This window comes from Microbacterium croceum (assembly GCF_023091245.1).
Classification (GTDB): Bacteria; Actinomycetota; Actinomycetes; order Actinomycetales; family Microbacteriaceae; genus Microbacterium; species Microbacterium croceum.
Map to the genome: position 1 here is coordinate 2680220 of NZ_JAHWXN010000001.1, position 24280 is coordinate 2704499.

General features: G+C 68.0%; 22 protein-coding genes and 1 tRNA gene. 12 read left to right on the forward strand and 11 right to left on the reverse strand.

Going from position 1 to position 24280, the window contains the following annotated elements; all coding sequences use genetic code 11:
• Positions 1-116 precede the first annotated feature (116 nt).
• From tkt to pgl, 6 genes are read left to right on the forward strand one after another with little or no spacing between them, the layout of a single operon-like run.
• The gene (tkt, locus tag KZC51_RS12710) at positions 117-2234 is read left to right on the forward strand and encodes a transketolase (RefSeq protein WP_281731750.1); all 2118 of its coding nucleotides are present in this window, start codon (positions 117-119) and stop codon (positions 2232-2234) included.
• Complete coding sequence (gene tal, locus KZC51_RS12715) at positions 2231-3343, forward strand: transaldolase (RefSeq protein ID WP_247630313.1); 1113 nt, start codon at positions 2231-2233, stop codon at positions 3341-3343. The genes tkt and tal overlap by 4 nt, the downstream gene beginning before the upstream one ends.
• Positions 3340-4947 carry a glucose-6-phosphate isomerase gene (locus KZC51_RS12720; RefSeq protein WP_247630314.1) on the forward strand — a complete coding sequence of 536 codons (1608 nt, stop codon included), beginning with the start codon at positions 3340-3342 and terminating at the stop codon, positions 4945-4947. Before tal ends, KZC51_RS12720 begins: the two co-directional genes overlap by 4 nt.
• Before the next feature lie 22 nt (positions 4948-4969).
• A complete protein-coding gene (gene zwf, locus KZC51_RS12725; RefSeq protein WP_141871797.1) occupies positions 4970-6520 on the forward strand; it encodes a glucose-6-phosphate dehydrogenase in 1551 nt (516 codons plus the stop codon).
• A complete protein-coding gene (locus KZC51_RS12730; protein ID WP_247630315.1) occupies positions 6517-7452 on the forward strand; it encodes a glucose-6-phosphate dehydrogenase assembly protein OpcA in 936 nt (311 codons plus the stop codon). The genes zwf and KZC51_RS12730 overlap by 4 nt, the downstream gene beginning before the upstream one ends.
• Positions 7452-8237: a 6-phosphogluconolactonase gene (gene pgl / locus KZC51_RS12735; protein WP_247630316.1), complete on the forward strand. Its 786-nt coding sequence runs from the start codon at positions 7452-7454 to the stop codon at positions 8235-8237. The genes KZC51_RS12730 and pgl overlap by 1 nt, the downstream gene beginning before the upstream one ends.
• A 34-nt stretch (positions 8238-8271) precedes the next feature.
• On the opposite strand, the gene KZC51_RS12740 is transcribed toward pgl, so the two are convergent.
• The gene (locus tag KZC51_RS12740; protein ID WP_247630317.1) at positions 8272-9312 is read right to left on the reverse strand and encodes a DMT family transporter; all 1041 of its coding nucleotides are present in this window, start codon (positions 9310-9312) and stop codon (positions 8272-8274) included.
• A 61-nt stretch (positions 9313-9373) separates the two neighbouring features.
• Between KZC51_RS12740 and def the strand changes: the two genes are divergently transcribed.
• Positions 9374-9940 carry a peptide deformylase gene (gene def, locus KZC51_RS12745; RefSeq protein ID WP_247630318.1) on the forward strand — a complete coding sequence of 189 codons (567 nt, stop codon included), beginning with the start codon at positions 9374-9376 and terminating at the stop codon, positions 9938-9940.
• A 137-nt stretch (positions 9941-10077) separates the two neighbouring features.
• Positions 10078-10593: a septum formation family protein gene (locus tag KZC51_RS12750; protein WP_247630319.1), complete on the forward strand. Its 516-nt coding sequence runs from the start codon at positions 10078-10080 to the stop codon at positions 10591-10593.
• A 114-nt stretch (positions 10594-10707) separates the two neighbouring features.
• Here KZC51_RS12750 and KZC51_RS12755 read toward each other — a convergent pair.
• The 5 genes from KZC51_RS12755 to dusB form a co-directional block, all read right to left on the reverse strand.
• Positions 10708-10783, reverse strand: a tRNA-Asn gene (locus tag KZC51_RS12755).
• Between the two features lie 97 nt (positions 10784-10880).
• Positions 10881-11654 (reverse strand): ATP-binding cassette domain-containing protein, encoded by a 774-nt coding sequence (locus tag KZC51_RS12760; RefSeq protein WP_247630320.1) that lies wholly within the window; start codon positions 11652-11654, stop codon positions 10881-10883.
• Between the two features lie 36 nt (positions 11655-11690).
• Complete coding sequence (gene dnaG, locus KZC51_RS12765) at positions 11691-13553, reverse strand: DNA primase (RefSeq protein WP_247630321.1); 1863 nt, start codon at positions 13551-13553, stop codon at positions 11691-11693.
• Positions 13553-14956: a deoxyguanosinetriphosphate triphosphohydrolase gene (locus tag KZC51_RS12770; protein ID WP_372491782.1), complete on the reverse strand. Its 1404-nt coding sequence runs from the start codon at positions 14954-14956 to the stop codon at positions 13553-13555. Before KZC51_RS12770 ends, dnaG begins: the two co-directional genes overlap by 1 nt.
• The gene (gene dusB, locus KZC51_RS12775) at positions 14946-16100 is read right to left on the reverse strand and encodes a tRNA dihydrouridine synthase DusB (RefSeq protein WP_247630323.1); all 1155 of its coding nucleotides are present in this window, start codon (positions 16098-16100) and stop codon (positions 14946-14948) included. Before dusB ends, KZC51_RS12770 begins: the two co-directional genes overlap by 11 nt.
• A 60-nt stretch (positions 16101-16160) precedes the next feature.
• Between dusB and KZC51_RS12780 the strand changes: the two genes are divergently transcribed.
• Positions 16161-16655 (forward strand): glutathione peroxidase, encoded by a 495-nt coding sequence (locus KZC51_RS12780; RefSeq protein ID WP_247630324.1) that lies wholly within the window; start codon positions 16161-16163, stop codon positions 16653-16655.
• A gap of 63 nt (positions 16656-16718) precedes the next feature.
• Here the strand turns inward: KZC51_RS12780 and KZC51_RS12785 are convergent, their stop codons facing one another.
• Positions 16719-17405 carry a DsbA family oxidoreductase gene (locus KZC51_RS12785; protein ID WP_247630325.1) on the reverse strand — a complete coding sequence of 229 codons (687 nt, stop codon included), beginning with the start codon at positions 17403-17405 and terminating at the stop codon, positions 16719-16721.
• 119 nt (positions 17406-17524) lie between these two features.
• Here KZC51_RS12785 and KZC51_RS12790 point away from each other — a divergent pair, with 119 nt between their 5' ends.
• Positions 17525-18139 carry a P-loop NTPase family protein gene (locus tag KZC51_RS12790; protein WP_247630326.1) on the forward strand — a complete coding sequence of 205 codons (615 nt, stop codon included), beginning with the start codon at positions 17525-17527 and terminating at the stop codon, positions 18137-18139.
• On the opposite strand, the gene KZC51_RS12795 is transcribed toward KZC51_RS12790, so the two are convergent.
• Together KZC51_RS12795 and recO are read right to left on the reverse strand one after the other, a co-directional pair.
• Entirely contained in the window at positions 18079-18882 is an 804-nt protein-coding gene (locus KZC51_RS12795) for an isoprenyl transferase (RefSeq protein WP_247630327.1), read from the reverse strand. The genes KZC51_RS12790 and KZC51_RS12795 overlap by 61 nt on opposite strands.
• The gene (gene recO, locus KZC51_RS12800) at positions 18879-19622 is read right to left on the reverse strand and encodes a DNA repair protein RecO (protein ID WP_247630328.1); all 744 of its coding nucleotides are present in this window, start codon (positions 19620-19622) and stop codon (positions 18879-18881) included. The genes KZC51_RS12795 and recO overlap by 4 nt, the downstream gene beginning before the upstream one ends.
• A 34-nt stretch (positions 19623-19656) precedes the next feature.
• Here recO and KZC51_RS12805 point away from each other — a divergent pair, with 34 nt between their 5' ends.
• Positions 19657-20355, forward strand: coding sequence for a trimeric intracellular cation channel family protein (locus KZC51_RS12805; RefSeq protein ID WP_247630329.1), 699 nt, complete (start codon positions 19657-19659; stop codon positions 20353-20355).
• Positions 20356-20461: 106 nt separating this feature from the next.
• Here the strand turns inward: KZC51_RS12805 and leuA are convergent, their stop codons facing one another.
• Complete coding sequence (gene leuA, locus KZC51_RS12810) at positions 20462-22216, reverse strand: 2-isopropylmalate synthase (RefSeq protein WP_247630330.1); 1755 nt, start codon at positions 22214-22216, stop codon at positions 20462-20464.
• A 194-nt stretch (positions 22217-22410) separates the two neighbouring features.
• Between leuA and KZC51_RS12815 the strand changes: the two genes are divergently transcribed.
• Positions 22411-23058 (forward strand): hypothetical protein, encoded by a 648-nt coding sequence (locus tag KZC51_RS12815; protein WP_247630331.1) that lies wholly within the window; start codon positions 22411-22413, stop codon positions 23056-23058.
• A gap of 1 nt (position 23059) precedes the next feature.
• On the opposite strand, the gene KZC51_RS12820 is transcribed toward KZC51_RS12815, so the two are convergent.
• A complete protein-coding gene (locus KZC51_RS12820; RefSeq protein ID WP_247630332.1) occupies positions 23060-23995 on the reverse strand; it encodes a quinone oxidoreductase family protein in 936 nt (311 codons plus the stop codon).
• Between the last annotated feature and the right edge of the window lie 285 nt (positions 23996-24280).

Genomic DNA, 24280 nt, shown 5'->3' on the forward strand with positions numbered 1-24280 from the left:
ATGCTGAAATCACTCGCGCCTGGCGCTGTGATCCCCTTTCCCAACGAGGCGGTTGCGCCTGGGCAGATGCGGATGCGCCAGGGAATAACGGCGCCCTTGAAACTGTCGGAAAGGGCATGGACGTGTCGGAATTGCAGTGGGAAGAAATCGATCGGCGCGCGGTGGATACCGCGCGGATCCTGGCGGCGGACGCTGTGGAGAAGGTCGGAAACGGCCACCCCGGCACCGCCATGAGCCTCGCACCGGCGGCGTACCTGCTGTACCAGCGGGTCCTCCGTCACGACCCGACCGACACCGACTGGCTCGGCCGTGACCGCTTCATCCTCTCGGTGGGACATTCCTCCCTCACGCAGTACGTGCAGCTCTACCTCGGCGGCTTCGGCCTCGAGCTCGACGACCTCAAGGCCCTGCGCACCTGGGGATCGCTGACCCCGGGCCACCCGGAGTACGGACACACCAAGGGCGTCGAGATCACGACCGGCCCGCTGGGTCAGGGACTCGCCTCGGCGGTGGGCTTCGCCTACGCCGCCCGCTACGAGCGCGGCCTGTTCGACCCCGAGGCCGCGGCGGGCACCAGCCCGTTCGACCACTTCGTGTACGTGATCGCCGGCGATGGCGACCTGCAGGAGGGCGTCACCAGCGAGGCGTCGTCGCTCGCGGGCCACCAGCAGCTCGGCAACCTGATCGCCATCTACGACTCGAACCAGATCTCGATCGAGGACGACACCAACGTCGCATTCACCGAGGATGTCGCGAAGCGCTACGAGTCCTACGGCTGGCAGGTCCAGACCGTCGACTGGAAGAAGACCGGCGACTACGTCGAAGACATCGCCGAGCTGTACGCCGCCATCGAGGCCGCCAAGGGCGAGACGTCCAGGCCGTCGCTCATCATCCTCAAGACCATCATCGGCTGGCCGTCGCCCGGCAAGCAGAACTCCGGCAAGATCCACGGTTCCGCGCTCGGCGCCGATGAGCTCGCCGCGACGAAGAAGGTGCTCGGCTTCGACCCCGAGCAGCACTTCGCCGTCGCCGACGATGTGATCGCGCACACCCGCGGCCTCGCCGCACGCGCCGCCGAGGCCCGCGCCGAGTGGCAGACGTCGTTCGACGCCTGGGCCGCGGCGAACCCCGAGCGCAAGGAGCTGCTCGACCGCCTCGAGTCCGGCGAACTGCCCGAGAACATCTCGTCGGCGCTCCCGGTCTTCGAGGCCGGCAAGGATGTCTCGACCCGCGCCGCGTCGGGCCAGGTCATCAACGCGCTCGCCGCCCAGCTCCCCGAGCTGTGGGGTGGATCGGCAGACCTCGCGGAGTCGAACCTCACCACGATCAAGGGCGCCCCGTCCTTCATCCCGTCCGAGTGGTCCACGCACGAGTGGTCGGGCACCCCGTACGGCCGCGTGCTGCACTTCGGCATCCGCGAACACGCCATGGGCGCGATCGTGAACGGCATCGTCCTGCACGGCAAGACCCGTGCGTTCGGCGGCACCTTCCTCATCTTCAGCGACTACATGCGTCCGGCCGTCCGTCTCGCCGCGCTCATGAACGTGCCCAGCGTCTTCGTCTGGACCCACGACTCCGTCGCCCTCGGTGAGGACGGGCCCACGCACCAGCCGATCGAGCAGATCGCGACCCTGCGCGCCATCCCGAACCTCGCCGTCGTCCGCCCCGCGGACGCGAACGAGACCTCGGAGGCCTGGCTCGAGATCCTGCGCCGCCAGGAGGGTCCGGCCGGTATCGCCCTGACGCGTCAGAACATCCCGGTGTTCGAGCGCGGAGACGGCGCCGCCGAGGGCGAGACCTTCGCGGCCGCGTCGAACGTCGCCAAGGGCGCGTACGTGCTCGCCGAGGCAGCAGGTGGCACGCCTGACGTGATCATCATCGCCACCGGCTCCGAGGTGCAGCTGGCAGTCGCCGCCCGCGCCGCCCTGAGCGAGGAGGGTATCGGCGTCCGCGTCGTCTCCGCTCCGTCGTTGGAGTGGTTCGACGAGCAGGACGAGGCCTACCGCGAGAGTGTGCTCCCCGCATCCGTCACCGCCCGCGTCTCGGTCGAGGCCGGATCCGTGCTCTCGTGGCGCGGCATCGTCGGCGACCGCGGTCGTTCGGTCGGCATCGACCACTTCGGCGCCTCCGCCGACTACAAGACCCTGTTCGAGAAGTTCGGCATCACCACCGAGGCCGTCATCGCGGCCGCTCGCGAGACCATCGCAGCCAACAGCACCAAGGAGAACGCATGAGCACCCCCACCGCACAGCTCGCCGCCGCCGGCGTCAGCATCTGGCTCGACGACCTCTCCCGCACCCGCATCTCGTCGGGCAACCTCGCCGACCTGATCGCGTCGCGCAACGTCGTGGGCGTCACCACGAACCCGACGATCTTCGCCAACGCGATCACCGACAAGAACGACACGTCGTACGACGCTCAGGTCACCGAGCTCGCCGCGACCGGTGCGACCGCGGAAGAAGCGGTCTTCGCCGCCACGACGCAGGACGTCGCTGCAGCGCTCGACGTGTTCCGGCCGGTGTGGGAGGCATCGAACCACGTCGACGGCCGCGTCTCGATCGAGGTCTCCCCCGATCTGGCGCACGACACCGAGGGAACGGTCGCCCAGGCCAAGCAGCTCTGGGCCAAGGTCGACCGCCCCAACCTGCTCGTGAAGATCCCCGCCACCAAGGCGGGCCTTCCGGCCATCACCGAGGCCATCGCGAGCGGGATCAGCGTCAACGTGACCCTGATCTTCAGCCTGGAGCGCTACGCTGAGGTCATCGACGCGTACATCGCCGGTCTCGAGCGCGCGCACAGCGCCGACTTCGACCTGTCGAGCATCCACTCGGTCGCCTCGTTCTTCGTGTCGCGCGTCGACACCGAGACCGACAAGCGTCTCACCGAGATCGGCACCGACGAGGCACTCGCTCTCAAGAGCAAGGCCGGACTCGCCAACGCGCGTCTCGCCTACGAGCTCTTCGAGCAGAAGTTCGCCGAGAAGCGGGCCCAGGACCTGCTGAAGCTGGGCGCGAACCTGCAGCGTCCGCTGTGGGCCTCGACCGGCGTCAAGGACCCGAACCTGCCCGACACGCTGTACGTGACCGAGCTCGTCGCCGAGGGTGTCGTCAACACGATGCCCGAGAAGACGCTCGAGGCCACGTTCGATCACGGTGTCATCACGGGCGACACGATCACCGGTGGCTACGCCGAGGCGCACCATGTCTTCACCGACCTCGCCGCTGTGGGCGTCGACTTCGCCGATGTCACCCAGGTGCTCGAGGACGAGGGCGTCGCGAAGTTCATCGACTCCTGGCACGACCTGCTCGCTCAGGTCTCCGAGGGCCTGGAGGCCCAGCGATGACGTTCTCGATCCACGCCTCCGGCGCACCCCGCGTCGCGATCGACGAGACGGTCCCCGGCCTCGTCCGCGACCTGGTGGCCTCGCGGATCACGGGCGGCGACAACACCCTCTGGGGTGCCGACGCCGAGGCGGAGGCCGCCGTCCGTCTGGGATGGGTCGAGGCCGTGTCGATCTCTCGTCCGCTGGTCGCCGAGATCACTGCTCTCCGCGATGAGCTGAACGCCCAGGGCATCTCCCGCGTCGTGCTGGCCGGTATGGGCGGTTCGTCGCTCGCCCCCGAGGTCATCGCGCAGACCGCCGGGGTGCCGCTGACGATCCTCGACTCGACCGCGCCCGGTCAGGTGCTCGCCGCTCTCGACGAGGGGCTCGACGACACCGTGCTCGTCGTCTCGTCGAAGTCCGGTTCCACGGTCGAGACCGACTCGCAGCGTCGCACGTTCGAGGCCGCGTTCCGCGACCTCGGCATCGACCCCGTCGAGCGCATTGTGGTCGTCACCGACCCGGGCTCCCCGCTGGATTCCTCGGCACGCGAGGCGGGCTACCGCGTCTTCAACGCGGACCCGAACGTCGGGGGACGTTACTCGGCGCTCACCGCGTTCGGCCTGGTCCCGTCCGGGCTCGCCGGTGTCGACATCGACGAGCTGCTCAACGAGGCAGAGGCTTCGCTGCTCGAGGTCGCGGTCGACTCCGCCGAGAACCCCGCACTGCGTCTGGCCGCGGCGATCTCCGCGACCTCGCCGCGACGCGACAAGCTCGGTCTGATCACCGACGGCACCCACATCAAGGGGCTGCCGGACTGGATCGAGCAGCTGATCGCCGAGTCCACGGGCAAGAACGGCACCGGCATCCTGCCCGTCGTGCTGCTCCCGGTCTCCCCGGAGCTGGACACGCACCCCGCCGACCTGCAGATCGTGCGCCTGGTCGATGACGCGAACGAGTTCCACCTGCGCGAGCGTCACGAGGGCGAGATCCTCGTCAGCGGCACGCTGGGTGCTCAGCTCGTCGTGTGGGAGTACGCCACCGCGATCGCCGGCCACCTGCTGGGCATCAACCCGTTCGACCAGCCCGACGTCGAGTCCGCGAAGGTCGCCGCGCGCGGCCTGCTGGATGCCCGTCCGGAGCCGACGGCACCTGCATTCACGCAGGACGGCGTCGAGGTCCGTGTCTCGGACGCCGCGCTGGCCGCCTCCGGCACCGTCGAAGGCGTGCTCGACGCGCTGTGGGCTCAGCTCGCGGAAGACGGCTACGTCTCCATCCAGGCCTACGTGAACCGTCTCGACGTGCCGCAGCTGCAGGGGCTCCGCGAGCTCGTCGCGGCCGATTCCGGTCGCCCGACCACGTTCGGGTGGGGACCGCGGTTCCTGCACTCGACGGGTCAGTACCACAAGGGTGGACCGGCTCAGGGCGTGTTCCTGCAGATCCTGGAGCGCACCGACGTCGATCTCGAGATCCCCGAGCGCCCGTTCACCTTCGGGCAGCTCATCGAGGCTCAGGCTGCCGGCGATGCCGCGGTGCTGGCCGAGCACGGCCGTCCCGTCGTGTCGCTGACGATCACCGACTCGTCCGCCGACGTGCTCACCCTCTTCGAAGCCGCTCAGAAGTAGACAGCAGGAGAATCCCCCACCGATGTCTGTTCCCATCTCGCGCGGGCAGAACCCGCTGCGCGACCCTGACGATCGCCGCCTCAACCGGATCGCGGGGCCCAGCGCTCTCGTGATCTTCGGCGTGACCGGCGATCTGTCGCGCAAGAAGCTCATGCCCGCGGTCTACGACCTCGCCAACCGCGGCCTGCTCCCCCCCGGATTCGCCCTTGTCGGGTTCGCCCGACGAGACTGGGAGGACCAGGACTTCGCGCAGGTCGTGTACGACGCGGTCAAGCAGCACGCGCGGACCCCGTTCCGCGAGGAGACGTGGGCGCAGCTCCTGCAGGGCATCCGCTTCGTCTCGGGCGAGTTCGACAACCCCGACTCGTTCCGCAAGCTGCGCGAAACGATCGACCAGCTCGACGTCGAGCGGGGAACCATGGGCAATCATGCGTTCTACCTCTCCATCCCGCCGAAGGACTTCCCGCTCGTCGCGAAGCAGCTCAAGGACTCGGGACTGGTCGGCGAGAACAGCGACGACGACGAGCGCTGGCGGCGTGTGGTCATCGAGAAGCCGTTCGGACACGACCTGGAGTCGGCGCGCGCGTTGAACGCAGCGCTCGAGGTCGCGTTCCCCGCGGACTCGATCTTCCGCATCGACCACTACCTCGGCAAGGAGACCGTCCAGAACATCCTGGCGCTGCGCTTCGCCAACGAGCTGTACGAGCCGATCTGGAACCGCAACTACGTCGACCACGTGCAGATCACCATGGCCGAGGACATCGGCGTGGGGGGACGTGCGGGGTACTACGACGGCATCGGCGCAGCGCGCGACGTGATCCAGAACCACCTGCTGCAGCTGCTCGCGCTCACCGCGATGGAGGAGCCGATCAGCCTCTCCGCCGAGCACCTGCGTGCCGAGAAGGAGAAGGTGCTCGCGGCCGTCCACGTGCCCGAGGACCTCTCCCTCGCCACCGCCCGCGGACAGTACGACGGCGGATGGCAGGGTGGCGAGAAGGTCACCGGCTTCCTGGCCGAGGAGGGCATGAACCCCGAGTCGACCACCGAGACGTACGCCGCGATCAAGCTCGAGATCGACACCCGTCGCTGGGCCGACGTGCCGTTCTACCTGCGCACCGGCAAGCGTCTCGGCCGCCGCGTCACCGAGATCGCCGTGGTGTTCAAGCGCGCCCCGCAGCACCTGTTCGGTCGCGGCAACGCCTCAGAGCTGGGGCAGAACGCGCTGGTGATCCGTGTGCAGCCCGATGAGGGCGTGACGATCCGCTTCGGCTCGAAAGTACCAGGCAGCGGCTCGAACGTGCGCGACGTCACGATGGACTTCGGCTACGGTCACGCGTTCACCGAGGCCAGCCCCGAGGCGTACGAACGTCTCATCCTCGACGTCCTGCTGGGCGATCCGCCGCTGTTCCCGCGGCACGAGGAGGTCGAGCTCTCCTGGAAGATCCTCGACCCGGTGGAAGAGTACTGGGCAGCCGAGGGCGGCCCGGTGGAGCAGTACGCACCCGGCTCGTGGGGACCGGCCTCGGCCGACGCCCTGTTGGCCCGCGACGGACGAGTCTGGAGACGACCGTGATCATCGACCTTCCCGACACGACGGTCAGCCAGGTCGCCAAGCAACTGGTGAAGGTGCGCGAGGAGGGCGGCGCCGTCGCACTCGGACGCGTGCTGACCCTCGTCATCTCAGCCCGCAACGGTGTGGCTGAGGCGGCCATCGATGCCGCTAACGACGCCTCCCGCGAGCACCCGATGCGCGTGATCGTCATCACGACCGGTGACGGCGATTCCCGCCTCGACGCGCAGATCCGCGTCGGTGGCGACGCCGGAGCCAGCGAAGTCGTGGTCCTCCACGCGTTCGGCGATGCCGCGAGCAACGAGGAGAGCCTGATCACCGGACTGCTCCTGCCCGATGCTCCTGTCGTCGCCTGGTGGCCGGAAGCAGCCCCCGTGAACCCCGCGCAGTCCCCGCTCGGCAAGATCGCGCAGCGACGCATCACAGATGCCGCGACCGCGACCGACGTGCGCGACCGTCTCGCCCTCCTCGGCGAGACCCACGCCCCGGGAGACACGGATCTGGCATGGACGCGCCTGACGCATTGGCGGGAGCAGCTCGCCGCCGTGCTCGATCAACCGCCCTACGAGGAGATCACCGGGGTGGAGGTCCGCGGTGCCGCCGCATCGCCTTCCACGGCACTGCTGGCCGCATGGCTGCAGATGGCGCTCGAGGTCCCGGTGCGCTGGTCCTATGAGGACCCGTCGCACTGGGAGGAGGGCATCAAGTCGGTCCGCCTGACCCGAGCCTCCGGTGACATCCTGCTCGAGCGTCCGACGCCCGGTGTCGCTGTTCTGACTCAGCCTGGTCAGCCGAACCACGATCTGCACCTCCCGCGTCGCACCCTGCGGGAGTGTCTCGCGGAGGAGCTGCGCAGGCTCGACCCCGACGTCCTGTACGGTCGAGTGATCACTGAGGGCTGGGAGAAGCTGGGTCCGCCCGAGACAGGAGAATGATGTCGTCGCAGACACCGTCCGCAGAGAAGCGGGTCGTGGTCGAACCCACGCCCGCTGCCCTCGCCGCGAGCGTGGCCGAACGATTCCTGACGCGGGTGCGCGCGCGCACCCGCAACGGCCGTATCGCCCACATCGCGCTGACCGGCGGCTCGATGGGCGGAGCGGTGCTGCGCGCGACGGCGGAGCATCCGCGGTCCGCCTCGATCGATTGGTCGCTCGTGCATTTCTGGTGGGGCGATGAGCGGTTCGTCCCCCGCGACGATCCCGACCGCAACGCGCTGCAGTCGCGTCAGGCGCTCCTCGACCACATCCCGGTCCCGCCGGAGAACGTGCACGAGGTCTCCGGACCCGACACGGGACTCACACTCGACGAGTCGGCGGCGGCGTATGCCGCGGAGTTGGCGCGCTTCGGCACTGACGAGCACCCGTGGCCGTCGTTCGCCGTGTGCTTCCTCGGCGTCGGACCGGACGGCCACATCGCGTCGCTCTTCCCGGATCGCGATGAGGTCACGGTGACGGATGCCGCCGTGCTTCCGGTACGCGACTCCCCCAAGCCGCCCCCGGAGCGGGTCACGCTCACACGCCCCGTCCTCAACTCGTCGAAGCGCGTCTGGCTCGTGATGACCGGGGCCGACAAGGCATCCGCACTCGGCCTGGCTCTCGCCGGCGCGAGCTACACGAGCGTGCCTGCGGCGGGGGCCAAGGGTCGCAAGCGCACCGTGTTCTTCGTCGACGAAGCGGCCGCAGCGGAGGTCTCCCCCGACCTGATCGATCCGGCCTACTGAGAGACGCTCATCGCGCCCGAGGTTTCGTGACGGACTATGGGCTGTTGGGCGAGCCCGGGATCGAGTCGCCAGGCTGAACCGTATCGTTCGGCGGTGTCGCGGCAGCTCCCGCCGACGGACCGCTGCCGCGGGTGATGCCGAGCTCCTGGCTGTCGCTGAGCACCTGCGGGTGGTACCGGGCCAGACCGATGACGCCCCAGACGGCGATCGCCCCGGCGACGCCGAAGATCACCAGCACCCACGGCGGCGCGGCGGACGCCTCGCCGAGGATCACCATTCCGATGAGCACCGCGATGAGCGGGTCGACGACGGTGAGTCCGGCGATCACGAGGTCCGGCGGGCCCGAGCTGTAGGCCGTCTGCACGAAGTACGCGCCGACGGCCGACGCGGCGATCAGTGCGAGCACGCAGATCGCCGTGATCCACTCGAAGTTCCCCGCCTCGATGCGCTTGATGACGACCTTGGCGAGGGTGGCGACGAAACCGTAGAGGATACCGGCGCCGATGACGTAGAAGAGGGCGCGCATGCGATGCCGGAGTATCAGCCAGCAGGCACCGAGGATGATGATAACCACGAGCAGGATCGCCAGGATGACGAACAGCTCGCGATCGGTGATGTCCTGCTCCGTGGCGAAGATCGCCGCGAAGAAGACGAAGAGGAAGATGCCGCCCACGCAGCAGACGATCGCCGTGATCGATTGCCGCGTGGGTGAATGGCCGGAGATGCGCGCGTTGAGCAGCGTCGTGATCACGAGTGCGATCGCTCCGAGCGGCTGCACGACGATCAGCGGGGCCTTCACCAGTGCGGCGAGCTGACAGACGATCGCCAGCCCGAGCATCAACGTGCCGAGGATCCAGGACGGACGCGTGAGCAGTCCCTTAAGCTGAGCGACGCTGAGCCCGGAGGTCCCGGCCGCCCCGCTGAGTCGTTCGACCTTCTCCACGCCGCGGTGCTGGTACTGCGCGCCGAGCGACATGAACACGGCGCCGGCCAGCGCCAGCGGGATACCGAGCAGCAATCCGGGGTTCTGGAAGGCGCCGACGAGCTGGTCGCCGACATCTTCTACCGCGTTCATCCATACCCCTGCGCTCACACTAAGACCCTACCCGGCCCACCCCGCGCACTAGGGTTGTGACGTGGCTGTACTTCCGATTCGCATCATGGGCGACCTCGTCCTGCACTCCCCCGCTTCCCGCGTCGACGAGATCACCGACGAGATCCGCACACTCGTCGCCGACATGTTCGAGACCATGGACGCCGCCCCCGGCGTCGGTCTCGCTGCCCCGCAGGTCGGCGTGCCACTCCGCATCTACACCTACTCATACGTCGATGACGACGATCAGCCGTGGCGCGGCGTGCTCATCAACCCGGAGCTGTGGATGACACCGCTCGAGCCTGGCGATCCTGATCCCGATCTCGAATCCGAAGGCTGCCTGTCCTTCCCCGGGGAGCGATTCCCGCTTCGTCGGTCCGAGCGCGTGCGGGTCACCGCCACAGATCTCGACGGCGCCCCCGTCTCGATCGAGGTCGACGGATGGCGTGCGCGCATCATGCAGCATGAGTTCGACCACCTCGACGGGATCCTGTACGTCGACCGTCTCTCGGACGGCGACTGGAAGACCGTTCAGAAGATCTCGCGCAAGCGTGGATGGGGACGCCCGGGCGCCAGCTGGATGCCCGGCATCGACGACCTCGAAGGCTGACATCACGCCCCCTACCATCGCGCCGCTCCCAGCAGAACCACAGCAGTTGTCAAGTTGCATCACAGACTCTTCGACGGCTAGCGTTTTCGAGGCGGGTGCCTGTTATGCCCGCGACGGGACTCTGGAGGGGAACAATCATGATGAAACTGCGCAAGCGACGCGCACTGGTGCTGGCCGGATCGGCTCTCGCACTCACGGTCGCCCTGAGCGGCTGTAGCGCCATCAACAGCATCCTCGGCGGCGGCACGGCCGACGCCGACCGCGACGAGGAGACCGGTCAGGTCACCGAGAGCGCGAACATCGGCATCTTCGCCCTCAAGGTGGGCGACTGCAAGCTGGAGAGCCCGAGCGGCCTGCTCGAGGACGCCGACGTCGTGCCGTGCTCTGAGATGCACGACGAAGAGGTCTACCACGAGATCACGATGCCGGACGGCGAGTTCTCCGAAGAGGACATCGACGCCGCGAGCCAGGAGTGCGTCGGAGACGCTTTCACCGAGTTCGTCGGCGTCACCTGGGACGAGACGGAACTGCAGGTGTACCCGATCAGCCCGACCAAGGACACGTGGGAGCAGCTGAACGACCGCGTCGTGCAGTGCGTGATCCTCGACCCCGCCGGTCCGATCACCGGATCGCTCAAGGGCGCAGCACGCTGACCTGAAGCGCTTCGCGAAGAAGGGGCCCCGTCGTTCGTTCGACGGGGCCTTCTTCGTGCACCGATTCCGGGCAAAGGGAAGGGCCCGGAACTCAGATGAGTTCCGGGCCCTTATTGGCTCCCCGGCTTGGACTCGAACCAAGAACCTGCCGGTTAACAGCCGGCTGCTCTGCCAATTGAGCTACCGAGGAATGTGCTCCGCTGCGCGGGCAACTCGACAAGCTTAGCAAACTCCGTGGGCTACTCGTGACACCAGGGACGCTTCTGCGTCCCTCGGGCGTGTCGTGTTCAGTGCTGCGAATCCGCCTCGGCGTTCGGCACCCAGAGCAGGTCCTTGCCGACGCCGCGCGCGACGACATGACCGCTGCGCAGCATGAGGGTCTCGGCGTTGAGCTCCCGGATGAAATCGGCGTCGTTGGTGACGAGCAGCGCCGCCATCCCCTGCTCCTTGCGCCTTCTCGTGATGGCGTCGAAAACAACAGGACGCACCTCGAGATCGAGATTCGCGAGAGGCTCGTCGGCAATGAGCACCTGAGGTTCGAGGATGAAGGAGCGAGCGATCGCCACCCGCTGCCGCATGCCGGCGCTGAGCTCATAGGGGAACTTCGCCGCCGTGCCGAGCGGAAGGTGCAGTTCGTCGAGGAGTGTGGCGACCCGGATCGACAGCGCCTTCGAGTTCACGCGCTTCTCACGCATGAGGATCGGCTCGGCGATGACCTCGTTCACGGTGAGCCGCGGCGGCAGATCGCCGCCCGCCCCCTGCGGTACGAAACCGGTGCGATACGTGAGGATGCGGTGCTTGCGCCCCGGCCGACGCACATCCACGCCGCACACGCGCGCACTGCCGCCGACCACCCGCACGGACGGGTCAGTGGACCCGGCCAAGGCCGCCACCAGCGTCGACTTGCCCGACCCGGTGGGACCGGCGACGCAGATCAGGTTCCCCGGTGCCAGCGTGAACGTCACCCCGTCGACGGCGCGCGTCGGCAATCCGTGTCCGATGCGGTCGATGACCAGATCGGAGCACTCGATCGCATTCTGGGATTCCGGCCGTCGAGACATGTCTCCATCCTGCCGTGCTGCGTGGGACGAGCCGGGTTACGACTCGGCGAACCTCTGACGCTCCACGTCGATGTCGCGCAACCGCATGCGCAGCGCCCTTCCGCCGTCGGAATCGGCCGGCACGCGCTGCACAGCGCCGAGCATCTCCTGCTTCTCGTGCTCGAGCTGGCGCAGGATGAGGCGCCGGGCGAGATCGGCGACGGTCGCGACCGCCCGCTCCTCGTCTCGGGCGGGGAACGGGGTCATCAGCAGCTCGCCGCCGAGCGACCGGTAGGGCTCGCGCACGCTGTTGACAGCGTCGGTCACCCAGCCGGCCCTGGTGCGGTCCGGTGCGGCGGCCACGGCTTCCCGCACGGCATCGAGTCCGGGCGTGCGGAACGGCGTGCTGAGCGCCCTGTTGAGCAGCGCCTGGTCGACCTGGTGCCCGTACTGCAGAGCACCCATCAGGGCGTCACGCTCCACTGCGACGTCGGGCGAGCGGGGCAGACTGGCCAGTGTGACAGGGACGACACCGGGCGCTCCGGTCGCCGGATCGATCGGCACCGGCTGCTCCCGGTGCGTGGGAGCCGCAGATGCTCCCCCGCGCGAGGAACGCTCGACCTCGTTGTGCACCTCTGTGGGGTCCATGCCGAGGCGCCGTGCGAGCACGCGCTCGTACCCGGGACGCAGCAGTCGGTCGCGGATCTCCGCGACGATCGGCGCGGCTCCACGCAGCGCGCCGACGCGCCCCTCCACAGTCGAGAGGTCGAAACCGGCGAGCTTGCGGTCCATCGCGAACTCGAACATCGGCACCTTGGTGTCCATGAGGCCGCGCACCGCCGCGTCTCCGCGCTGCAGGCGCAGGTCACACGGGTCGAGGCCGTCGGGGGCGACGGCGACGAAGGTCTGCGCGTTGAAGCGGTCATCTTCGGTGAACGCCCGCAGCGCCGCCTTCTGCCCGGCTTCATCGCCGTCGAAGGTGAACACGACCTCGCCGGAGGCGTTGTCGTCGCCCATCACGCGCCGCAGCACCTTGATGTGCTCGGTTCCGAACGCCGTACCGCAGGTCGCGACCGCGGTCGTGAGGCCGGCCAGGTGGCACGCCATCACGTCGGTGTAGCCCTCGACCACCACGACCCGACGGGGGTCCCCGCGGGCGATGTCGCGTTTCGCGAGGTCCAGTCCGTAGAGCACCTGGGCCTTCTTGTAGATCGGGGTCTCCGGGGTGTTCAGATACTTCGGTCCCGGGTCGTCGTCGAAGAGCTTGCGCGCGCCGAATCCGATGGTCTGGCCTGACACGTCGCGGATCGGCCAGACGAGCCGGCCACGGAAGCGGTCGTAGACGCCCCGCTGACCGGTGGAGACGAGCCCGGCGGTGCTGAGCTCCTCGCGCGTGAAGCCCTGCGCGGTGAGGGCCTTGAGCATCCCGTCCCATCCGCGGGGCGCGAAGCCGACGCCGAAGTGGGCTGCCGCGCCCGCGTCGAAGCCGCGCTCTCCCAGGAAGCGGCGCCCTGCCTCGGCATCCGGCGAGAGCAGCTGCGCGCGGAAGAACTCCGCAGCCGCCGTGTTCGCGGCGTACAACCGACTGCGGCCGCTGGTCTCCGGCGCGGCCCCACCGTCTTCGTAGTGCAGCGTGTACCCGATACGGCCGGCCAGCCGCTCGACGGCCTCGGTGAAGCTGACGTGGTCCATCTCGCGCAGGAACGAGTAGACGTCGCCGGATTCGCCGCAGCCGAAGCAGTGGTAGTACCCCACCTGCTGGCGCACGTGGAAGCTGGGGCTCTTCTCGTCGTGGAACGGGCACAGCCCCTTGAGCGACCCGACGCCCGCGGGCTTCAGCGCGACACGCTCTCCCACGATGTCCGCGATGTTCGTGCGCGCCTTGACCTCATCGACGTCGGCCTGACGGATACGGGGCATCAGCCGACCCCTTCGACGACGGCCTGCCTCTCGGCGCTCCCGTGTGCACCCGGACGCGGATGCCGGGCATGCCGCGGCGTCCAGATGCCGACCTCGGCCGGATCGATCTCTCCCACGAGACGGTTGTGCCAGTCGATCGCACTCTGATCCGTGAGGCTCGCGATCTGGTCGACGATCACGCGGGCGCGCTCGGCGTCGCTGGTCGCGTCGATGAAGTCGGCGGCGAAGGCGGGCTCGAGCACATCGGCTCCGGCCGACCACAGCGCATCGGTCGACCACAGCACATCGGCGAGCCGCTTGAGCACGCGGCGCTGTTCCTTGTAGACGCCCTTCCGGGCCTCGATCGTGACGATCGCCTGGCCCATGATGCCCTTGAGCACCGCGATCTCGACTTCGATCACGCGCGGCACCACCACGTGCGCGTTGTAGCGGACGAGGGCAGGACCGGCGTAGGCCTCGCGCGTCGCCGCGACGGACGCCCGCGCGAAGCGACCGATCAGATCGCTGGTGAGGTTCTTCAGGCGCGCGAGATCGCGGCGTGAGCGGTCGAAGGACGTCAACCACATCGCCTGGGAGCCGAGGCGGTACAGCGCGTCCGCCAGCTCATCTCGGGTGAAGTCGTAGCCGACCCACTGCTGGATGCGGCCGAGGAGCGCATCGTGCTCACGGGGATCCGAGAGCTGCGAGACGTCGACGTAGCCGTTCACGATCGCATCTTCGAAGTCGTGGACCGAGTAGCCGATATCGTCGGAGAGGTCCATGATCTCGGCCTCGATGCAGCGCAGCCGCCCGGGGGCTCCCTCGCGCATCCAGCGGAAGACGGCCTCATCCTCGGGGTAGACGCCGAACTTCAGGCGCCCACCCGGGTCAGGGACGGGACTGTCGACGGTCCACGGGTACTTGCAGGTGGCATCGAGACTGGCGCGCGTGAGGTTGAGTCCGACGGAGCGCTCATCCGCGTCGAGGACCTTGGCCTCCAGCCGGGTGAGGATGCGCAGCGACTGCGCATTGCCCTCGAACCCTCCGATGTGCTCGGCCCATTCGTTCAGCGCACGCTCGCCGTTGTGGCCGAACGGCGGGTGGCCGAGATCGTGGCTCAGGCACGCGGTGTCGACGACGTCCTCCGAGACTCCGAGCGCGGTGGCGAGCTCGCGTCCGACCTGCGCGACCTCGAGCGAGTGGGTGAGCCGGTTGCGGGCGAAATCGGCGGTGCTGGCGGGACTGAGAACCTGCGTCTTGGCGGCGAGTCGGCGCAGCGCGGCCGAGTGGAGCACGCGCGCACGATCACGGGCGAAATCGTTGCGCTCCGAGCGGTGCGTCTCCGCGACGAAACGCTCGGCGTCGCGCGGGTCGTAGCCGTCGGCACGCGAAGTGCCTCGGCCGGTCGAAGCATCAACCACCACTGTTCTCGATCTCCGCTCCTCGCATCATCTCCGAGGTCGAGGCCGCGATCTCGCGCGACTCCAACCACTTGTCCGGCAAAGCCGTGCGCTTGGCGTGCCCCGCGCGGCCGCGCTGCCCCTCGGCGTCCGCGCCGGGATAGGGGGCGGAGTGGTCGAGACGGGCGAGCAGCTCGTCGATCTCGGCGAGGCTGGACGACGTGGCGAGACCGGTGCGGATGTCGCCGCCGACCGGATAGCCCTTGAAGTACCACGACACATGCTTGCGGATGTCGCGGCACCCGCGATCCTCGTCCTCGAAGAACTCGACGAGCAGTTCCGCATGCCGCTTGAAGGCGTCGGCCACGAAGCCGAGTGTCGCATCGACCGTCTTGCCCTCTCCTCCGAACGCCGTGGCCAGCTCGCCGAAGAGCCAGGGACGACCCAGGCATCCTCGCCCGACGACGACACCGTCGCAGTCGGTCTGCTCCATCATGCGCACGGCGTCAGCCGCCGACCAGATGTCACCGTTGCCGAGCACCGGGATGCTGGTGACAGCCTGCTTGAGCTCACCGATCGCGTTCCAGTCGGCGTGCCCGGAGTAGTACTCACCTGCCGTGCGCGCATGCAGCGCGATGGCGGCCACTCCGGCATCTTCGGCCGCACGCCCCGCGTCGAGGAAGGTGAGGTGGTCACGATCGATGCCCTTGCGCATCTTGACCGTGAGGGGGATGTCGCCTGCCGCTTTCACGGCCTGGGTGACGATGTCGGCGAACAGCGAGCTCTTCCAGGGAAGCGCCGCTCCCCCGCCCTTGCGGGTGACCTTCGGCACCGGGCACCCGAAGTTGAGGTCGATGTGATCGGCGTGATCCTCGGCCACGATGATCCGCACCGCGTCCGCGATCGTCTTCGGGTCGACGCCGTAGAGCTGGATCGAACGCGGCGTCTCGGACTCGTGGTGGCGGATCAGCCGCATGGTCGTCTCATTGCGCTCGACGAGAGCGCGCGAGGTGATCATCTCGCTGACGTAGAGGCCGGCACCGTACTCGCGGCACAGACGACGGAAGGCGGTGTTCGTGATCCCCGCCATGGGCGCGAGGACGACCGGCACGTCGAGGTCGATGGGACCGATGCGAAGCGTGCGCGGGGAAACGGTGGCGAGAGTCATGTCGCCTCTATTCTCCCAGACGCGGAGCCCCTGGTGCCCCATCGACCTAAGCTGTGAAGTATGACCGATTCCGCGCTCCGTTCGATCCCGTTCACCGACGCCCAGGGCAACGAGAAGACCCTGGATGATCTCGGTGCCGATGTCGTCCTGGTGGTGAACGTCGCCTCGAAGTGCGGGCTCACCCCGCAGTACGAGCAGCTCGAGGAGCTTCAGCGTCTGTATGGTGACCGCGGCTTCTCGGTCGTCGGGTTCCCGTGCAACCAGTTCTTCGGCCAGGAGCCCGGGTCCGTCGAGCAGATCCTCGAGTTCTGCTCGACCACCTATGGGGTGAGCTTCCCCATCAACGACAAGGTGAAGGTCAACGGCAAGAACGCCTCAGACCTCTACAAGGCGCTCAAGGAGGCTCCGGATGCCGGCGGCAAGGCCGGTCGAGTGGAATGGAACTTCGAGAAGTTCCTGGTCCTCCCCGACGGCGAGGTACTCCGCTTCCGTCCCAAGCAGAAGCCGAACGACCCCGAGATCGTCGGCGCGATCGAAGCTGCGCTCACCCGCTGAACAGCGCTCGACACACGAAGCCCGTCCCGACTGCGCACAGTCGGGACGGGCTTCTGTACCTGCTCAGACGGCGGCGGATTCCTCCGCGGTCTCGTCGCGCTTGGCCCACAGGTCGCGCAGCACATTCTCGAACGCAGCGGGCGGCTGCGCGCCGCTGATACCGTACTGGCCGTCGATCACGAAGAACGGCACGCCCTGGATGCCGTAGGCACGGGCCTGGTCCTGATCCTGGCGCACGTCCGGAAGGTGACGGGCGGATTCCAGAGCCTCGCGTGCGGCGTCGGCGTCGAGGCCGACCTCGGCAGCGAGCTCGACGAGGTCGTCGATGCGGCCGACGTGCTTGCCCTCGGTGAAGTAGGCGGACATCAGCCGCTCCTCCATCTCGTGCTGCAGCCCCTCCGCCTTCGCGAAGTGCAGGAGCTCGTGCGCCTTGACCGTGTTCGTGTGCTGCAGCAGGTCGAAGCGGTACTCGAGTCCCGCGTTCTCGGCCACTCCGGTGACATGCGAGAGCATCTGCTCGACCTGGTCGCGCGGCATGCCCTTGTGCCCGGCGAGGAAGTCGATCTCGTCGCCGTCGAAGTCGACGGGTGTGTCGGGGGAAAGCTCGAAGGAGTGGAACGTCACCGTCACTTCCGGGGCGTCGTCGTCGCCGGCGACGGCTTCGAGGCCCTTTTCGAGGTTGCGCTTGCCGATGTAGCACCACGGGCAGGCGATGTCGGACCAGATGTCGATGGAGATAGGTTCGCTCACATCTTCATCCAACCCCATGCGCCTATGAGCTATTCCGCCGTCTGCTTCGCCCCCGCACCCTGAGCGAGCGCAGCGAGACGAAGGGCGCCCAGAAGACAGCTCATGGATAGGATTCTCGAATGCTCTCCGCACGTGATCCGCTCCCCTTTCCGCCGGAGCGCGTGCTCGTGGCCGGCGTCACCGGCTCGGGGAAGACCACGCTCGCCCGCCGCCTCGGCGCGATGTGGGGGCTCCGTCACGTCGAGATCGACGGACTCTTCCACGGTCCAGACTGGACACCGCGACCGGAGTTCCTCGACGACGTCCGCGCCTTCGCCGCCGAGGACCGCTGGATCACCGAGTGGCAGTACACGAGCAAGGGCACCGACGAGATCATGACCCCGCGCGCGCAGCTCGCGATCTGGCTCGACTACCCGTGGCCCGTGGTGCGCGGTCGTCTGCTTCGTCGCACGCTCAGCCGCAGCATCCGCCGTACGGAGCTGTACAACGGGAACGTCGAGAAGCCGCTCCGACAGCTGCTCTCGTCGCGTGATTCCGACGACAACATCCTCGCCTGGCAGACCAGGACACGGTATTCCTGGGCGCAGCAGATGCCGGTGAAGCGTGAGCGCTTCCCGCACCTCACCATCGTGCGCCTGCGCCATCCGCGTGAGACGGAAAGCTGGCTGCGGACTCAGGCGGACGCGTCCGGCGTATCGATCGCCCCGCCGAAGCGGCGGTCGCGCGAGAGATAGACCCCGATCGCCCGCCACAGCTCCTCACGAGAGAAGTCCGGCCAGAGCGTGTCGAGGAACACCATCTCGGCATACGCCGACTCCCACAGCAGGAAGTTCGAGGTGCGCTGCTCCCCCGAGCTCCGTAGGAACAGGTCGACATCCGGCATGTCCGGCACGTACAGATGCCGACGGATCATCTTCTCACTGATCGCGTTCGGCTTCACTCGTCCCGCGGCGACGTCGGCAGCGATGGACCGCATCGCATCCACGAGCTCGATCCGACCGCCGTAGTTGACGCACATCGTGAGCGTCAAGGTGTCGTTGCCGCTCGTGAGCTGCTCGGCATACTGCAGCTCCTTGATCACACTGCCCCAGAGCCGCGGCTTGCGACCGGCCCAGCGCACACGCACGCCCCACTCGTTGAGCTGATCACGTCGACGGTGCAGCACGTCGCGGTTGTATCCCATGAGGAACCGCACCTCTTCGGGAGAGCGCGCCCAGTTCTCGGTCGAGAAGGCGTACACGGAGAGGTGCTTCACTCCGGCCTGGATCGCGCCGGCGACCACATCGAGCAGCACTTCCTCCCCCGCCTTGTGCCCCTCGATGCGGTTGAGCCCGCGCCGGTTGGCCCATCGGCCATTGCCGTCCATCACGATCGCCACGTGCTCGGGCACCGCGGGGAACGCCGGCGGATAGATCCCTGTCCAGTCGAGGGGACGGTACGCCACGGCGTCCTTGTGCGTGAACGGCTTAGGGCTCACCGTGCTCCTTCTCGAGGGGTGTCCGATACGTGCGCGAGCGAGCGGATGCCGCGCTCCAGGTGCCATTGAGCGTACGCGGCCACCAGACCCGATGCCGCGGCGGTGTCCGCGTGCGGTGCCGCATCGATGACGTCCCACTCCCCCCGCATGAGCGAGCGGAGCAGCGACAGGGTCTTCTCCGCCACCCGGGGGCTGCCGGCCGGTGCGCAGTCGCCGCAGATGAGTCCACCCAGCTGCGCGACGAAGGTCGTGTGCGGACCCGGCGCGGCACAGCGCGCGCAATCCTCGAGCGACGGCGCCCAGCCTGACAGCGCCATGACCCGCAGGAGGTAGGAGTCGAGGATGCTGCGCGGCACGTGGTCGCCGCGCGAGAGCGCCCGCAGCCCGCCGACGAGCAGCAGGTACTGGTCGGAGGTCGCCTCGGAGTCACTGAGCCGATCGGCGGTCTCCACCATCGCATTCGCCGCGGTGTAGCGCTCGTAGTGCGCCGCGATCTCGGAGCCGTAGGAGCCGAGGGACTCCGCCTGCTGCACGATGTCGAGCGAGCGTCCCTGGTACAGCTGCACGTCGGCGACCATGAAGGGTTCCAGTCGGGAGCCGAACTTCGACGACGTGCGGCGCACGCCCTTCGCGACGGCACGCAGCTTTCCGTGACGCCGAGACAGCATGATGACGATGCGATCCGCCTCACCGAGCTTGTGAGTGCGCAGGATCACCGCTTCGTCTCGGTAGGTGGGCACCGTTCGATTATCCTCCGTGCGCGACAATAGAGGCGTGACCGAACCGCTCTTCACCATTCCGCTCTGGGCGGATCTGCTCGGCGTCGGCCTCGGTGGCGTGCAGGGCGCGATGTTCGCGTCAGGATTCCAGGGCCAACGACGGCTGGACTGGCTGGGCGTGGCGATCATCGGCATCATGATCGGCATGGGCGGCGGTCTGATCCGCGACATCCTGCTCGGTCAGACGCCGGCGACCCTGCAGAGCAACTGGTACCTGTTGACGGCGACGGGCGCCGCGCTGCTCGGCATGCTGCTGGCCGGGCTCTTCCATCGGCTGAACACCGTCATCGTCGTTCTCGATGCCGTGGTGATCGGGATGTTCGGCGCCTTCGGCACCAGCAAGGCCATCGCCTTCGGCATCCCGCCGGTCCCCGCCGTCTTCATCGGCGTGTGCGCAGCGGTCGGCGGCGGAGTGCTGCGCGACATGCTCATGGGCCTGCCGACGTCGATCATGCATGTCGGCTCGCTCTACGCCGTGGCTGCGGGTGCCGGCTGCGCCTTCATCGCTGTCGCGAACGCTCTGGCGATGCCGATCACCCTGGCCGCTGTCATCGGGATCGTCGTCACCGCCGTCATCCGCGTGCTCGCTGTCAGCTTCGACGTGTCACTGCCGGAACAGCGCCGCCTCTACCGCCGCAAGGTCGCAGCCGAGACCGGCGCGATCGCGATCGTCAAGCCCGGCATCGACATCTAGGCGCTGAGCGTCCGGGGCCCCTGGGTCCCAGAGCCTTCCGAGTCTGGGGCGCTGAGCCTGTCGAACGGGCGAACCACGCTGCGACAGGCTCAGCCGCCCGGGAGCTTCAGACAGCCGCGAGCTCCTGCTGACGGGTGCGGATCGAGCGGTTCACTCCCGAAACGATCGCCTTGAGCGACGCGGTCGAGATGTCGCCGTCGATGCCGACGCCCCACAGGCGCTGGTCACCGACCTGCAGTTCGACGTAGGCCGCGGCCTGCGCGTCACCGCCGGCGCTGAGAGCGTGCTCGACGTAGTCGTACACCGTGATGTCGAAGCCCTGTGCGCGCAACACCTCGACGAAGGCCGCGACCGGACCGTTGCCGTTGCCGGAGACGGAGACCTGCTGATCGTCGTCGCGCAGCACGACATCCAGCACGACCTCGCCAGACATGTCGCTGCGGGTCTGCGTCGCGAGCAGCTCGAAGCGGCCCCACTTGGCCGCGGTGTCAGCGGCGGGCAGGTACTCGTCGTTGAAGATCGACCAGATCTGGTCGCTCGTGACCTCGCCGCCCTCAGCGTCCGTCTTGGCCTGCACGACGCCCGAGAACTCGATCTGCAGCTTGCGGGGCAGGTCGATCGCGTGGTCCGCCTTGAGCAGGTAGGCGACGCCGCCCTTGCCGGACTGCGAGTTGACACGGATGACGGCCTCGTAGGAACGGCCGAGGTCCTTCGGATCGACCGGCAGGTACGGCACGGCCCACTCGATGTCATCGACGGTGACGCCCTCGGCCTCGGCACGCACGGCCATGGCTTCGAAGCCCTTCTTGATCGCGTCCTGGTGCGAGCCGCTGAACGCGGTGAAGACGAGGTCGCCCGCCCACGGGCTGCGCTCGGGCACCGGCAGCTGGTTGCAGTACTCGACCGTGCGCTTGACCTGGTCGATGTCGCTGAAGTCGATCTGCGGGTCGATGCCCTGCGTGAACAGGTTGATGCCCAGGGCGACGATGTCGACGTTGCCGGTGCGCTCACCGTTGCCGAACAGGCATCCCTCGATGCGGTCAGCGCCGGCCATGTAGCCGAGCTCGGCTGCGGCGATCGCGGTGCCGCGGTCGTTGTGCGGGTGCAGCGACAGGATGACGTTCTCGCGGTGGGCGAGGTGGCGGCTCATCCACTCGATCGAGTCGGCGTAGACGTTCGGCGACGCCATCTCGACGGTCGCCGGGAGGTTGATGATGACCTTGCGGTCAGGGGTGGGCTCGAAGACCTCGATCACCTGGTTGCAGATGTCGACGGCGAACTCGAGCTCGGTGCCCGTGTAGCTCTCGGGCGAGTACTCGTAGTAGACCTTCGTGTCGGGAATGGTCTTCTCGAACTGGCGGCACAACCGCGCGCCCTCGAGAGCGATGTCGATGATGCCCTGCTTGTCGGTGCGGAACACGACCTCGCGCTGCAGCACGCTCGTGGAGTTGTACAGGTGCACGATGGCCTGCTTGGCACCGGCGATCGACTCGTAGGTGCGGGCGATGAGGTGCTCGCGCGCCTGGGTCAGCACCTGGATGGTGACGTCGTCCGGGATCAGGTTCTCTTCGATGAGCTGACGCACGAAGTCGAAGTCGGTCTGGCTCGCCGACGGGAAGCCGACCTCGATCTCCTTGTAGCCCATGCTGACGAGCAACTCGAACATCACACGCTTGCGCTCGGGCGACATCGGGTCGATCAGAGCCTGGTTGCCATCGCGGAGGTCGACCGCGCACCAGCGGGGTGCCTCGGTGATGCGGGCATCGGGCCACGTGCGGTCAGGCAGGTGGACGTTGATCTGCTCGTGGAACGGCCGATACTTGTGGATCGGCATCGCGGACGGGCGCTGAGTGTTCTGCATGATGGGGCTTCTTCTCTTCGTCAGGGTAAACGGGCCAACACAAGCGCCGCGACGAGGAAGGCCCTAGCGCTTAGGACTCGTCGCGGCAGCTAAGAAGAAGCAGTCCGCCGAAAGGCATGTGGTCATGGTAGCAGGGATGCCGAAACCGAATCGACGATGTTGAGACGATCACCGCGAGCCCGACACTCTCAGTCATGAGTACATCGCAGCGTCGCCTGATCCTCGCCTCGGCATCCCTCGCCGGGCTTCTCGCGCTGAGCGCGTGCGCAACGGGGCCGGGGGGCTCCCCGGCACCGACCAGCACGACGGTCTCGTCCGATCAGCTCCTGGAGTCGGCGAAGCCCGGCCTTCCGAACGGCCGCGTGATCGCGACTGGCACGGTGATGGATGTCGCCGGCGATGTGCAGCTCTGCCTCGGCGCCGTCGCGGAGTCGTATCCGCCGCAGTGCAGCGGCATCCCACTGGACGACTGGACGTGGGACGGCGTCGACGGCAGCGAGACCAGCGGCGATGTCACATGGGGCACATATGCCGTCTACGGCACATACGATGGCGAGCGGTACCTCACCACCGATCCGCCCATCATGCTGGCCCTCTACGACCCGATCCGCCCGGAGGACCCCACCGGTGGTGTCGACGGCACGACCTCCGAGGCCGAGCTCACGACGATCCAGGACGAGATCGCAGCACGTCTGGGACAGGATGCGCTGAGCATCTCAACAGAGCGCGGCTACGTGTGGTTGCAGGTTGTCTGGGACGACGGAACGATCCAGGATGCCGCGGATGCCGAGTTCGGCGACGATGTCGTGGTGGTGACCTCGGCGCTGCGCGAGATCGACTGACCTACGGGATCAGCGCGATCTTGCCTCCGGGGTGACCGGTCGCGAGGAAGCGGTGGGCTTCGGGCGCCTGCTCCAGCGGAAACGTCCGCGCCACGGGCACGACGATGTCGCCGTTCTGCGCGAGCGCCGTCAACTCGCCGCGCACCTCGTCGCGGAACTTCGCGCTGGCGGGCATCGAGCCGGCGATCGCGAGGATGCCGACGCCCGATGCACGGCCGAAGGCGGCGATCGTGGCGATGCGCCCTCGATCCGCGACGAGCTGGAGCGATGTGTCGATGGCTTCGTCGGTGCCGGCAGCGTCGAGGGCCGCTGCGATCGGGGCACCGGCGGCCTCCCGCACCCGGTCGATCAGCCCGGCACCGTAGCGCACGGGGACACCTCCGAAACGTCGAACCTCGTCGAAGCGCTCCTCGCTGACCGTACCGACCACACGGACGCCGCGGAGGCGCGCCTGCTGCAGCACACTGACGCCCACCGCGCCCGACGCGCCGTGGAGCAGGATCGTCTCCCCCGGCGTCGCGCCGACGACGGACAGCATCTCGGCCGCGGTCGTGCCGGCGAGCAAGAGGTTCGCTGCCTCTGGATGTGTGAGAGTCGTGGGTTTCGCGAACACCTTCACGGCAGGAACCGTGATGTCGGTCGCGTACCCGCCGTGGATGCGGAAGGCGACGACCGCGTCACCGATCGCCGCAGCGCCGGAGCCGATGCGCGTGCTCGGCCCGATGGCCGTGATCTCGCCCGAGACCTCGTAACCGATCGGCACGGGGAACTCGAGGCCCGCCCGCGCGGCGGCCACATGCTTGGCGTCGGCCGGGTTCACGCCGGCCGCATGGACGCGGATCGTGACTTCCCCCGCGGCGGGGGCAGCGACGGCATACTCCTCGAAGGACCAGGCCTCCGGCGGACCTGCCATCGTGGCAATCCAGTGCTGTGCCATGGTTTCACCTCCGGTGTTGATCGGTGCGTCCATCATCGCGCGAAACGAGAAGACGGTGGCATTCCGCCGCGGACAGAATGCCACCGTCTGGGCCTTCCCCTCGGGTGCCCCCCGGATTCGAGAGTGAAGCCTTCGCCTCTGCCCCGCTGATCCTCACCCCCGGTGGAGAACCTGCGTGGCCAGTTGCGATCCACCCGGTCGCCGAGGACGAGGGCAATCGTTTCCTCGGCGTCCGGATGGCTCACTAGAACGCTAAGCCGTCGGCCCCTTCCAATGCAAAGTCAA